This is a genomic window from Pseudonocardia sp. ICBG601 (assembly GCF_020496245.1).
The window spans coordinates 2,153,129-2,165,558 of record NZ_JAHLJA010000148.1 but is presented as its reverse complement, the minus strand read 5'-3'; the positions used below and the strand labels follow the sequence as shown (position 1 = coordinate 2,165,558).

Here is a 12,430-nt window from a genome sequence, read left to right as displayed (position 1 = left end):
ACGATGTCGGCGCAGCGCATCGCCGTGGCCAGCTTCATCGGCACCGCGATCGAGTTCTACGACTTCTACATCTACGGCACCGCCGCGGCCCTGGTCTTCGGCACGCTGTTCTTCCCCGACCTCGACCCGCTGACCGGCACACTGGCGGCGTTCGCGACCTTCGGCGTCGGGTTCGTCGCGCGCCCGGTCGGCGCGGTCGCGTTCGGACACTTCGGCGACCGGGTCGGGCGCAAGGCGACCCTGGTCGTCTCGCTGCTGACGATGGGCGTCGGCACCGTCGCGATCGGACTGCTGCCGACGTACTCGACGATCGGGATCGCCGCGCCGGTGCTGCTGGTGCTGTGCCGCTTCCTGCAGGGCTTCGGGCTCGGCGGCGAGTGGGGCGGCGCGGTGCTGATGGCCACCGAGCACGCCCCGGCGGGACGTCGCGGGCTCTACTCGAGCTTCCCGCAGGTCGGCCCGGCGGTCGGGTTCGTCATCGCGAGCGGGGCGTTCCTCGCGCTGTCCGCCGCCCTGACCGACGCGCAGTTCGCCGCCTGGGGCTGGCGGGTGCCGTTCCTGGCCAGCGCGGTGCTGGTGGTCGTCGGGCTCTACATCCGGCTGCGGATCGCCGAGACCCCGGTGTTCGAGAAGGCGATGCTCGAGCAGGAGCGCGAGAAGGCACCGGTCGCCGAGGTGGTGCGCCGCCAGCCCCGGTCCCTGCTGCTCGCGACCGGCGGGATGGTCATCACCCACACGATCTTCTACACGGTCACCACCTTCAGCCTGTCCTACGGCACCACCGAGCTCGGCCTGTCCCGCACGACGCTGCTGGTCGCGGCCATGGTCGCCGCCGCGGTGATGGGCGTGGCGACCCCGCTCCTCGCAGTGCTGTCGGACCGGGTCGGACGACGGCGCGTCTGCCTGTGGGCCTGCATCCTCGCGGTGCTGTGGGCGTTCCCGCTGTTCTGGCTGCTCGGCACCGGCGACGGGATCCTCGTCGCCGTCGGCTTCTCGGTCGCGATGATCGCCTTCGCCGGCGTGTTCGCCCCGATGGGCGCGTTCCTGCCGGAGCTGTTCGCGACCCGCTACCGCTACACCGGCGCGTCCATCGGCTACAACGCCTCCAGCATCGTCGGCGGCGGCATCACGCCACTGCTCGCCACCAGCCTGGTCGCCACGACCGGCGCGTCCTGGCCGGTGTCGTTGCTGATCGCCGGGCTGGCCGCCGTGTCCGGCCTGTGCGTGTGGGGCCTGCACGAGACCCGCACCACCGACCTGACCGACGCCGGGGCGTTCACCCGCTGACCCACCGCACCACCCCGCGGCCCGCCGGCACCGGCACCGGCACCGGCGGCGACACCACGATCGCGAACCGCCCGACGGAATCCGGCGTGGTGGACCGGCCGGACTGCTACCGCTTCCCCATGCAGCGCGACACGGACCACGCCACGGCCGGTGGCGGACCCGACCGGGGCCCGCGGGGTGCCTCTGTTCCGCGAACTCGCTTACCGGGTAAGCGAATTCGCGGAACAGGGTCCCCGGGTCCGTCCGACGGCGGGACACCGTCAGCGCCCGGCGCCATCTCCGACTCCGACGCCGGCTCCGGCTCCGACGCCGGCTGCGGTTCCGACTCCGACGCCGGCTGCGGTTCCGGCTGCGGCTCCGGGGCAGATCGTCCGGGTGCGGAGGACGAGCCGCTCCGGGCGCCGGGTGGGGAGGTCCAAGGAATTCGCTTACCCGGTAAGCGAGTTCGTCCGGACCTCACCCCGGGGAGCCGGAGCACCGACCCCGTCGAGCCGCCGGAGCCCGACGGAGCGACCGGGGACCCCGGGGACACCGATCAGAATGACCCCGATCAGCGGGACACCGGCCGGCAGGTCACCGACCGGGACGCACGTGCGAGGCAGGCCGCCGAGCGGGACGCACGTGCGAGGCAGGTCGAGGAGCAGGACGCACGTGCGAGGCAGGCGGAGGAGGACCGGCGGGTCCGGGACGAGACCGCGGACGCGCTCGGACCGCTCCTCGCCCGGGCGGAGCTGCTCGGCTTCTACCGGATCCGGTCCGTCGCCGAGCGGTGCGGGCTCACGGTGCACGAGTACACGGTGCTCGCCGAGCTGCTGCTCGGCCGGCGGGCCATGACCGGCGCCGAGGTCGCGGAGACCGTCGGGCTCGCGACCGGAGGTACCACCCGGCTGCTCGCGCGGCTGGAGGAGCGCGACCTGATCGAGCGCGAGCCGGATCCCGAGGACGGTCGACGGCTGCTCGTCCTCGCGACCACGCGGGCCCACGAGAACCTCTGGGAGGACGTGACCGACACCGGCGCCCGGCGGATCGTGACCGGTGTCCCCGCTGAGTGGGTCGACTGGTTCCGGCCGGTGACCGGGCGCCTCCTGGACGTCGGTGTGCGCCGGGTCCAGGAGATGCGGGACCGCGAGCACCGGGACCGGGTCCGACGGCGTCGACGGCGGGCGGAAGAAACCTGAGGGGTGCGCGGCACCTCCCGCCGAGGCGGGGCGGGCCGGCCGGGGCTCAGTCCGGGCGCGCCCACCCCGTGCTCCGCTGCACCGCCCGCTTCCAGTTGTCGTGCTCGCGGCGGCGCAGGCCGGGGTCCATCGTCGGCTCCCAGGCGGCCGCCCGGTGCCAGTTGCGGCGCAGCACCTCCGGATCCGGCCAGTAGCCGACGGCCAGGCCGGCCGCGTAGGCCGCGCCGAGCGACACCGCCTCCGACCCGAGGGGGCGTTCCACCGTGAGGTCCAGGACGTCGGCGACGCACTGCATGAGCAGGTGGTTCGCGGTCATGCCGCCGTCGACCTTCAGGCGGGTGACGGGCAGGCCGGAGTCGGCGTTCATCGCGTCGAGCACCTCGCGGGTCTGCCACGCGGTCGCCTCCAGCACCGCGCGGGCGAGGTGGCCGCGATGGATGTAGGAGGTCAGGCCGACGATCACGCCGCGGGCGTCGGGGTACCAGTGCGGGGCGTAGAGACCGGAGAAGGCGGGGACGACGTAGCAGCCGCCGTTGTCCGGGACGGTCAGTGCGAGCGTCTCGATCCGGGCCGCCGTGGAGATCATGCCCAGCGCGTCGCGGAACCACTGCACCAGCGAGCCGGTCATCGCGATGGAGCCCTCGAGCGCGTAGACCGGGTGGTCGCCGAACAGGTAGCCGACGGTCGGGATCAGGCCGGCCTCGGAGCCCGCGATGCGGGAGCCGGTGTTCTTCAGCAGGAACGCGCCGGTCCCGTAGGTGCACTTCGCCTCGCCGGGTGCGAAGCAGGTCTGGCCCACCAGCGCCGCCTGCTGGTCGCCGAGGGCGCCGGCGACCGGCACCCCGTCGAGCAGACCGGAGCACCGGCCGTAGACGCGGGCGTTCGGCACGATGGTCGGCAGCATCCCCCGCGGCACCCGCAGCGCCGAGCACAGCGCGTCGGACCACTCCAGCGTGCGCAGGTCCATCAGCATCGTGCGGCTGGCGTTGGTGACGTCGGTGACGTGCACGCCGCCGTCGGGGCCGCCGGTGAGGTTCCAGATCAGCCAGGACTCCATCGTCCCGAACAGGACCTCGCCGCGTTCGGCGCCGTCGCGCGCGCCCGGCACGTGGTCGAGCAGCCACTGCAGCCGCGGGCCCGCGAAGTACGTCGCCGGGCCGAGCCCGCTGACCCGGGCCCAGCGGGCGGCGTCGGTGTCGGCGGCGAGACCGGCGACGATGTCGGTGGTCCGGGTGTCCTGCCAGGTGATCGCCCTCGCGAGGGGGACCCCGGTGCGCCGGTTCCAGATGACCGTCGTCTCGCGCTGGTTGGCGATGCCGAGCGCGACGACGTTCTCCGGCCCCAGCCCGGCCCGGCGCAGTGCCGCGGGCACCACCCGGGTCACCGCCCGCCAGATCTCCGACGCGTCGTGCTCGGCGCGGCCCGGGCTCGGGAAGTGCTGCCGGTGCTCGCGCTGGGCGACCGCGACCATCCGGCCCGAGCGGGTGAACAGCAGGCAGCGCGTCGACGTCGTCCCCTGGTCGATCGCGGCGACCACCCGCTCCCCCGACGACAGGCCGCTCACGTCAGTCCCTCCAGCCCGTCGGCGATCTCGGCGGCCGCGGCGACGAGCTCGACGACGGCCTCCGGGCGGGCGCGGCCGTCCGCGGCGAACAGCTCCTCGACGGGGGCACCGATCCCCAGCGCCGCGACGGTCAGCCCGCCCCCGCTGCGGACCGGCACCGCGAGCCCGCCGACGCCCGGCTCCCAGCCGCCGGCGTCGGCCGCCCAGCCGCGCCGCCGCATCGCGGTGATCTCGCGGGTCAGCGCCGCCGGGTCGGTCACGGTCGCCCGGGTGTAGGTCTCCAGCGGCTCGACCGCCCGCACCGACGCCGGCGCGAACGCCAGCAGGCACCGCCCCCACGCCGTCGCGTGCAACGGCTGGGTGGTGTTGGTCCGCAGCCGCTGCGGCGTGTCGTCGGGCCGGAACACGTGGTGCACCACGTCGACCCCGGCCCCGTCGGCGGACGGCACGCCCAGGTACACCGCGCAGCCGGTGCCCGCCGCCAGCGCGTCGGCCCAGTTCATCGCCCGGGCGCGCAGGTCGTGCCGGTCCCACGGGGTGCCCAGCCGCCCCAGCCCCTCGCCCAGCAGGTAGCGGCCCGACGACGACTCCTGCGCCACCAGCCCCTCCTCGCGGAGGGTGCGCAGCAGACCGTGCGCCGTCGGGCGCGGCAGGTCCAGGGCCGCCGCCAGCTCGGCCAGCGCCAGCGGGCGCCCCGCGCCGCCGAGCAGCCGCAGCAGCGCCGCCGCCCGCTCCACCGACTGGATCGCCCGTGCCACGCAGCGATCGTAGGCCGTCCGGACGCTCCGCGGACTGGATCATGGACCGATCGACCCGCAACGTTCGGCATCGTCGAACGGTCTGCGTTGCCCGGGCACGTCCGCACTCCTAGCGTCGCGCATCACACGACGGGGCCGCCCGGCTCCGCGAGGGGACTCACCCAGGAGGGGGTTCGATGACGAGCTCCGAGAACACGGCAGCCGAACCGGCACCGGCGACCCGGGCCACACGCACGACACCGGCGACGGCGAAGGCGCCGTCGCTGATCGGCGAGCTGAGCGCCGAGTTCGCCGGGACGATGATCCTGATCCTCTTCGGCGTCGGCGTCGTCGCGCAGGTCGTCACCACACCGGACGGCTCGAAGGGCGCCTACGACTCGATCGCCTGGGCTTGGGGCTTCGGCGTGATGCTGGGCGTCTACGTGGCGGGCCGGATCTCCGGCGCCCACCTGAACCCGGCCGTCACGCTCGCGTTCGCCGTCTACGAGGGCTTCCCGTGGCGGAAGGTCGCGCCGTTCGTGCTGGCCCAGACCCTCGGTGCGTTCGTCGCCGCGCTGATCGTCCGGTTCGTCTACGCCGACTTCATCCGCTCGGTCGACCCGAACCTGACCGACACCCAGGGCATCTTCTCGACCTCGCCGGGCGACCCGACGACGATCACGACGGCGTTCTTCGACCAGGTCGTCGGCACCGCGATCCTGGTGTTCGTGATCTTCGCGCTGGTCCACCCGCGCAACAAGGGCCCGCTGTCCAACATGGCCCCGTTCATGATCGGCATCCTGGTCGTGGGCATCGGCATGGCCTGGGGCGCGAACGCCGGCTACGCCATCAACCCGGCCCGCGACTTCGGCCCGCGCCTGGCATCGTGGATCACCGGGTACGAGACCGCGTGGGTCACCGGTGACGGCACGCCGTACTGGTGGCTGCCGATCGTCGCGCCGCTGGTCGGCGCCCTCGTCGGCGGCGGCCTGTTCAAGCTGCTGATCGACCGCTACATCCCCGTCGAGGACGCTCCGCAGGAGGTCGGCGACGTGCGCTGACCGCACCCGCCCCCACCCCCGAACCACCCGCTCGAGACACACAGGAGAACTCATGGCCGAGTTCGTCGGCGCCGTCGACCAGGGCACCACCTCCAGCCGCTTCATGATCTTCGACCACAGCGGCAACGAGGTGGGTCGCCACCAGCTGGAGCACGAGCAGATCCTGCCGCAGGCCGGCTGGGTCGAGCACGACCCGATCGAGATCATCGAGCGCACCAACACCTGCCTGCAGCAGGCGCTCACCAAGACCGGACTGTCCGCGTCCGACCTGGTCGCGCTGGGCATCACCAACCAGCGTGAGACCACCGTCGTGTGGAACCGGCGCACCGGGCGCCCGTACTACAACGCGATCGTCTGGCAGGACACCCGCACCGACCGGATCGCGACCGCACTCGACCGCGACGGCCGCGGTGACGTCATCCGCCGCAAGGCCGGTCTCCCGCCCGCCACCTACTTCTCCGGCGGCAAGATCCAGTGGATCCTGGAGAACGTCGACGGCGTCCGCGAGGCCGCCGAGAACGGCGACGCGGTCTTCGGCAACACCGACACCTGGGTCATCTGGAACCTCACCGGCGGCACCAACGGCGGGCTGCACGTCACCGACGTGACCAACGCCAGCCGCACCATGCTGATGGACCTCGAGAGCCTCGACTGGGACGACGAGCTGCTCGGCTTCTTCGGCATCCCGCGGCAGATGCTGCCGGAGATCAAGCCGTCGTCGTCGGCGACCGCGTTCGGGAAAACCCTCGCGAACGGCCCCCTCGGCGGCGAGGTCCCCATCACCGGTGACCTGGGCGACCAGCAGGCGGCGACCGTCGGCCAGGTCTGCTTCGCCCCCGGCGAGGCCAAGAACACCTACGGCACCGGCAACTTCATGCTGCTCAACACCGGCACCGAGCTGGTCCGCTCGGAGTCCGGCCTGCTCACCACGATGTGCTATCAGTTCGAGGGCGAGCGTCCGGTCTACGCGCTGGAGGGCTCCATCGCGGTCACCGGCTCGGCCGTGCAGTGGCTGCGCGACCAGCTCGGCATCATCTCCGGCGCCTCGCAGTCGGAGTCGCTGGCCCGCCAGGTCGAGGACAACGGCGGCGTGTACTTCGTCCCGGCGTTCTCCGGCCTGTTCGCGCCGTACTGGCGTTCCGACGCCCGCGGCGCGATCGTCGGCCTGTCCCGGTTCAACACCAACGCGCACCTGGCCCGGGCCACGCTGGAGGCGATCTGCTACCAGTCCCGCGACGTCAGCGACGCCATGACCAAGGACTCCGGGGTGACCCTGGAGACGCTGAAGGTCGACGGCGGCGTCACCCAGAACGAGCTGTGCATGCAGATCCAGGCCGACGTGCTGGGCGTCCCGGTCTCGCGGCCCGTCGTCGCCGAGACCACCGCGCTCGGTGCGGCCTACGCGGCCGGGCTGGCCGTCGGGTTCTGGAAGAACACCGACGAGCTGCGGGAGAACTGGAACGAGGCCCGGCGCTGGGAGCCGACCTGGTCCGAGGAGCAGCGCAACGAGGGCTACGGCCGCTGGAAGAAGGCCGTCGAGCGGACCCTGGACTGGGTCGACGTCCAGTAGGACCACCCGCCCGGTGTCGCCCTCACCACACGTGGGGGCGACACCGGGCACACCCGCGATCGGACGGGTGTTCAACGGGTAGTCCCCCGGCGGGACAGCACGAGCACGAACCACTCAGGAAGGTCTGATCATGAAATCGGTGGCGCTCTCCCCGGAGGCCCGTACCACGGCGCTGCAGGCGATGGGCGACCGCGAACTGGACGTGCTGGTCGTCGGCGGTGGCGTCGTCGGCGCCGGTGCCGCCCTCGACGCGGCCACCCGTGGTCTGTCGACCGGGCTGGTCGAGGCCCGCGACTTCGCGTCCGGCACGTCGAGCCGTTCCTCCAAGCTCATCCACGGCGGCCTGCGCTACCTGGAGATGCTCGACTTCCGCCTGGTGGCCGAGGCGCTGCAGGAGCGGGGGCTGCTGATCCAGACCCTCGCGCCGCACCTCGTCCGCCCGGTGCCGTTCGTCTACCCGCTCAAGCACCACGTGTGGGAGCGCTTCTACGCCGGTGCCGGCGTCGCGCTCTACGACTCGCTCGGGCTGCTGTCCGGCCGGGCCCGCGGCCTGCCCCACCACCGGCACCTCACCCGTCGCGGCGCCCGCAAGGTCGTGCCGTCGCTGCGCAAGGACGCCCTGGTCGGGGCCCTGGAGTACTACGACGCCCAGGTCGACGACGCCCGCCACACCATGGAGATCGCCCGTACCGCGGCCGCCTATGGCGCGCACGTGGCGACCCGCGCCCGCGTCGTCGGGCTGCTGAAGGACTCCGGCCGCGTGATCGGCGCGACCGTGCAGGACCTGGAGTCCGGCGACCGGTTCGACGTCCGCGCCAAGGAGGTCATCAACGCCACCGGGGTGTGGACCGACGACACCCAGGGCCTCGCCGGCGAGCGCGGCCAGTTCAAGGTGCGTGCGTCCAAGGGCATCCACCTGGTCGTCCCGCGCGACCGGATCCGCGGCGACGCCGGGCTGATCCTGCGCACCGAGAAGTCGGTGCTGTTCGTCATCCCGTGGGGCCGGCACTGGATCATCGGCACCACCGACACCGACTGGGACCTGGACAAGGCGCACCCGGCGGCGAGCGCGGCCGACATCGAGTACCTGCTCGCGCACGTCAACGAGGTGCTGGAGCAGCCGCTGACCCACGAGGACGTCGAGGGCGTCTACGCCGGCCTGCGCCCGCTGCTGCACGGCGAGTCCGAGGCGACCTCGAAGCTGTCCCGTGAGCACGCCGTCGCCACCCCGGTTCCCGGGCTGGTCGTCGTGGCCGGGGGCAAGTACACGACCTATCGCGTGATGGCCAAGGACGCCGTCGACGCGGCCGTGCACTCGCTCGACGCGAAGGTGCCCGCCTCCTGCACCGAGAAGGTCCCGCTGCTCGGCGCCGAGGGCTTCACGGCGCTGCGCAACTCGACCCACCAGCTCGCCGCGCGCAGCGGGCTGCACCCGGTGCGGATCGAGCACCTGCTCGGCCGGTACGGCTCGCTGATCGACGAGGTCCTCGACCTCCTCATCGCCGACCCGACCCTGGCCGAGCCGCTCACCGGCGCCGAGGACTACCTGCGGGCCGAGGTCGTCTACGGCGCCTCGCACGAGGGCGCGCGGCACCTGGAGGACATCCTCGCCCGCCGCACCCGGATCTCGATCGAGACCTTCGACCGGGGCGTGGGTGCCGCCGAGGAGACCGCGAAGCTGGTCGCCCCGGTGCTGGGCTGGAACGACGAGCAGATCGCCCGCGAGGTCGACCACTACGTCAAGCGGGTCGAGGCCGAGCGGGAGAGCCAGAAGATGCCCGACGACGCCACCGCCGACGCCGCCCGCCTCGGCGCGCCGGACGTGGTGCCGGTCAGCGGCTGAGCACGCCGCCACCCCGTGAGCGAACCCGAGCGGACCCCGGACGGCCGGTACATCGTCGTCCGGGGCCGCCGGTGGCGCGCCACCGATCCGACGATCCCCGACGACGTGCGGTCCGCGCTGCAGCAGCACCTCGGGAAGGCCCGCGCCGAGGTCGGGGCCGGTAGGCGGACCGGCGACGACGACCGCGTCGCCGCCGCCCGGACGCGGGTGTCCGCGGCCAAGCACGGCCTCGGCGAGCGCGGCACCCCCTGGTGGGACCAGGACGACGACGCCCGCCGGGAGCGCTGGGAGACCGCGCTGCACGAACTCGACGACTGATTCCGGAGACGCCCCTGATCGAGGACCGGATCCGTCCGCGATCGGTCCTATCGTCGTTCCCGTCGGACCGGGACGGCCCCGGTCCGCGGACCCGAGAGGCGGCCCCGGAATGAACGCCACCGACGAGAAGCAGGCCCTGACCGGCGAGCGTGCCGAGCTGATCGCCACCCTGGAGCGGCACCGCGGCTTCCTGCTGCAGACCGCCGACGGGCTGACCGAGGAGCAGGCGCGCACCCGCAGCACGGTGAGTGCGCTGACGATCGCCTCACTGCTCAAGCACGTCGCGGACACCGAGGAGCAGTGGTTCCGCTTCGCCGTCGAGGGCGCCGCCGCGTTCGGTGACGTCGAGGTCTACAACGACTCCGTCGACTGGGGCGCCGTCGACGCCGAGGCCGACGCGAACGGCGGTGACTGGTCCGCCTCCGGCGAGGAGTGGGTGGACACCCGGTTCGTCCTGGCCGACCACGAGACCCTGGACTACCTGCGGGCCCGGGTCGAGCAGGTCGCCGCGCGCACCGAGGAGGTGCTGCGGACCGCGGACCTGGACACGGCGCACCTCCTGCCGGTCGCGCCGTGGTTCGAGCCGAACACGTCCTGGTCGGTCCGCCGGGTCGCGATCCACATGCTCGCCGAGACCAGCCAGCACGCCGGGCACGCCGACATCATCCGCGAGGCGATCGACGGCGCGCGGACGATGGGCTGAGCCCGGGCCCGCTGCTCCGGACGACCCGCGCGAACGGCGCCGAACGGATCCCGGGCGGGTTCGACGCAGTCGTGCCGACCCGCCCACCGTCCCTTCCACGGCGGTCCGGAGCGGCGCAGGATGACGCCGTGACCTGCTCCCCCGCGGCCCGACGGTGACGGCCGCCGCGCTGCTGCCGCCGCTGACGGCGCTCCGGCTGTTCACGACGTGGCGGTTCGCGCCCCTCCTGCTCGGGGCGAGTGCCACGGCGGCCGCGGGCTACACGGTCGCCGCCCGGGGCCGTCCAGGATGGCCGCGGGGCCGTGCCGTCGCGTTCGGCGCCGGGCTGGTCGTCGCCGTACTGGCCGGGTCGTCGTTCGTCGGGGTGTACGACGACACGCTGTTCTGGGTGCGCGCCGTGCAGAACCTGCTGCTGCTCATGGTGGTGCCGATGCTGCTCGCGCTCGGTGCGCCGCTGACGCTGCTGGCAGCGGGCGTGCCGGAGGACCGTCGCCCGGCCTGGCGACGGGTGCTGCACTCCCGGGCCGCGCGGGTGCTGACCGGCCCGTTCGCGGCGACCGTGCTGCTCGTCGCGCCCCTGATGGTCGTCTACCTCACCCCGCTCTACGCCATGACCCTGCGCGACGGCGTCGTGTCCGGTGCCGTCGGAACCGGCCTCGTGGCCTGCGGGTTCGTCTACTTCTGGACCCGGCTGCGGATCGACCCGACGCCCGCGTCGACGCCGTACCCGGTGACCCTGGTGCTGACGATCGCCGAGATGGTCGGCGACGCCGTGCTCGGGATCGTGCTGTGGCTGGGCCCGGCCGTCGCGGCGGCGTACTACCTGGGGCTGCACCGCGGCTGGGGCCCGGACCCGCACACCGACCAGGTGCTCGGCGCCGGGGTGCTGTGGATCGGCGGCGACGTGGTCGGGCTGCCGTTCCTCGGGGTCGTGCTGTGGCTGTTCTCCCGGGAGGACGCACGCCGGGCCCGCGCGACCGACGCCGAGCTCGACGCCGCCGAGACCCCGGCTCCTGCGTCCGGCACGACGTCCGGCCCGGAATCCGGCCCCGACGCCGCGCCCGCCCCGTCCCGGCTGTGGTGGCAGGACGACCCGCAGCTCGCCGACCGCTTCCGGCCCCGGACCTGACCGGGCCCGGCCGCGGGGCCGGGGTTACGTTGCGGCGGTGGCGGACCGGGTGAGCATCGCAGACATCGAGACGGCGGCGGAGCGGATCGCCGGGGGCGTGGTGCGCACCCCGACCGTCCCCTCCCCCGGGCTGTCCGCGGCCCTCGGCGCGCCCGTGCTGCTCAAGCTGGAGCACCTGCAGCGGGCCGGGTCGTTCAAGCCGCGCGGGGTGCTGGCCAAGCTCGCGTCGCTGACCGACGTCGAGCGCGCCGCGGGCGTCGTCGCGGTGTCGGGCGGCAACCACGGGCTCGCCGTCGCCGAGGTCGCGGGCGCCGCGGGGGTGGACGCGGTCGTCGTCATGCCGCGCACCGCGCCGGCCCGGTCGGTCGCCGCGGCCCGCGCCGCCGGTGCCGACGTGCGGCTCACCGACGACATCGCGGCCGCGTTCACGCAGGCCGGGGAGCTGCAGCGGGCCGGGCGGACGCTGGTGCACCCGTTCGACGACCCGGTGATCGTCGCCGCGCAGGGCACCGTGGGGCTGGAGCTGGCCCGCGACGCGGTCGCCCTCGGCGAGCCGCCGACCGACGTGCTGGTCTCCATCGGCGGCGGGGCGCTGATCTCCGGGGTCGCCACGGCCGTCCACGCCCTGCTGCCCGGCACCCGGGTGTGGGGTGTGGAGACCGTCGGTGCCGAGGCGATGTCCGCCGCCCTGGCCGCGGGCGGCCCGACGCCCGTCACGATCTCGTCGGCGATCACCACGCTGTCCGCGCCGTCGGCGTCGCAGCTGACCTACGACCACGTCCGCGCGCTGGTGCACGAGGTCCTCGTCGTCGACGACGCCGAGGCCTGCCGCGGCACCCTCGCCCTCGCCGAGCACGCGGGGATCTGGGCCGAGCCGGCCGCGGGCTGTCTGGTCCCGGCCGCCCGCCGGATCGTGGAGTGGCACCCGGACGCCCGGCTCGCCCTGGTCGTCTGCGGCGGCAACGCCGACGTCGCCGACGTGGTCCGCGCCGCGGCGCAGCCGTGATCACCGGTTGTGGAGCGCAGCGTCCGCGAGGCGG

The 12,430-nt window shown here is 73.8% G+C and carries 11 protein-coding genes; 9 read left to right on the top strand and 2 right to left on the bottom strand.

Features of this window, described 5'->3' with window-relative positions; translation table 11 throughout:
* Window positions 1-3: 3 nt before the first annotated feature.
* On the top strand, window positions 4-1,287 hold the full coding sequence (locus KPL57_RS39715) for an MFS transporter (protein ID WP_226356670.1): 1,284 nt from the start codon (window positions 4-6) through the stop codon (window positions 1,285-1,287).
* 782 nt (window positions 1,288-2,069) lie between these two features.
* Window positions 2,070-2,465, top strand: coding sequence for a MarR family transcriptional regulator (locus KPL57_RS70670; protein WP_308253084.1), 396 nt, complete (start codon window positions 2,070-2,072; stop codon window positions 2,463-2,465).
* Between the two features lie 46 nt (window positions 2,466-2,511).
* Here the strand turns inward: KPL57_RS70670 and glpK (KPL57_RS39705) are convergent, their stop codons facing one another.
* Together glpK (KPL57_RS39705) and KPL57_RS39700 are read right to left on the bottom strand one after the other, a co-directional pair.
* Window positions 2,512-4,029, bottom strand: a complete 1,518-nt coding sequence (gene glpK, locus KPL57_RS39705) for a glycerol kinase GlpK (protein WP_226355608.1) — start codon at window positions 4,027-4,029, stop codon at window positions 2,512-2,514.
* The gene (locus KPL57_RS39700) at window positions 4,026-4,787 is read right to left on the bottom strand and encodes an IclR family transcriptional regulator (RefSeq protein ID WP_226355607.1); all 762 of its coding nucleotides are present in this window, start codon (window positions 4,785-4,787) and stop codon (window positions 4,026-4,028) included. The genes glpK (KPL57_RS39705) and KPL57_RS39700 overlap by 4 nt, the downstream gene beginning before the upstream one ends.
* A gap of 299 nt (window positions 4,788-5,086) precedes the next feature.
* Between KPL57_RS39700 and KPL57_RS39695 the strand changes: the two genes are divergently transcribed.
* From KPL57_RS39695 to KPL57_RS39665, 7 genes are all read left to right on the top strand, one after another.
* On the top strand, window positions 5,087-5,827 hold the full coding sequence (locus KPL57_RS39695) for an MIP/aquaporin family protein (RefSeq protein ID WP_374203678.1): 741 nt from the start codon (window positions 5,087-5,089) through the stop codon (window positions 5,825-5,827).
* 52 nt (window positions 5,828-5,879) lie between these two features.
* Window positions 5,880-7,397, top strand: a complete 1,518-nt coding sequence (gene glpK / locus KPL57_RS39690; RefSeq protein WP_226355606.1) for a glycerol kinase GlpK — start codon at window positions 5,880-5,882, stop codon at window positions 7,395-7,397.
* Window positions 7,398-7,527: 130 nt separating this feature from the next.
* Window positions 7,528-9,240, top strand: a complete 1,713-nt coding sequence (locus KPL57_RS39685) for a glycerol-3-phosphate dehydrogenase/oxidase (RefSeq protein ID WP_226350901.1) — start codon at window positions 7,528-7,530, stop codon at window positions 9,238-9,240.
* A gap of 15 nt (window positions 9,241-9,255) precedes the next feature.
* On the top strand, window positions 9,256-9,558 hold the full coding sequence (locus KPL57_RS39680; protein WP_226350900.1) for a hypothetical protein: 303 nt from the start codon (window positions 9,256-9,258) through the stop codon (window positions 9,556-9,558).
* A 109-nt stretch (window positions 9,559-9,667) separates the two neighbouring features.
* Window positions 9,668-10,261, top strand: coding sequence for a DinB family protein (locus KPL57_RS39675; RefSeq protein ID WP_226350899.1), 594 nt, complete (start codon window positions 9,668-9,670; stop codon window positions 10,259-10,261).
* Between the two features lie 154 nt (window positions 10,262-10,415).
* Window positions 10,416-11,390, top strand: a complete 975-nt coding sequence (locus KPL57_RS39670) for a cytochrome c oxidase assembly protein (RefSeq protein ID WP_226350898.1) — start codon at window positions 10,416-10,418, stop codon at window positions 11,388-11,390.
* Window positions 11,391-11,439: 49 nt separating this feature from the next.
* The gene (locus tag KPL57_RS39665; protein ID WP_226350897.1) at window positions 11,440-12,396 is read left to right on the top strand and encodes a pyridoxal-phosphate dependent enzyme; all 957 of its coding nucleotides are present in this window, start codon (window positions 11,440-11,442) and stop codon (window positions 12,394-12,396) included.
* Window positions 12,397-12,430: the final 34 nt, after the last annotated feature.

Excerpts from the sequence above, each read along its gene's own strand:
- KPL57_RS39715 (WP_226356670.1), top strand. The coding sequence starts at position 4 with ATGTCGGCGCAGCGCATCGCCGTGGCCAGCTTCATCGGCACCGCGATC.
- KPL57_RS39695 (WP_374203678.1), top strand. The coding sequence starts at position 5,087 with ATGATCCTGATCCTCTTCGGCGTCGGCGTCGTCGCGCAGGTCGTCACC.
- glpK (WP_226355606.1), top strand. The coding sequence starts at position 5,880 with ATGGCCGAGTTCGTCGGCGCCGTCGACCAGGGCACCACCTCCAGCCGC.
- KPL57_RS39685 (WP_226350901.1), top strand. The coding sequence starts at position 7,528 with ATGAAATCGGTGGCGCTCTCCCCGGAGGCCCGTACCACGGCGCTGCAG.
- KPL57_RS39675 (WP_226350899.1), top strand. The coding sequence starts at position 9,668 with ATGAACGCCACCGACGAGAAGCAGGCCCTGACCGGCGAGCGTGCCGAG.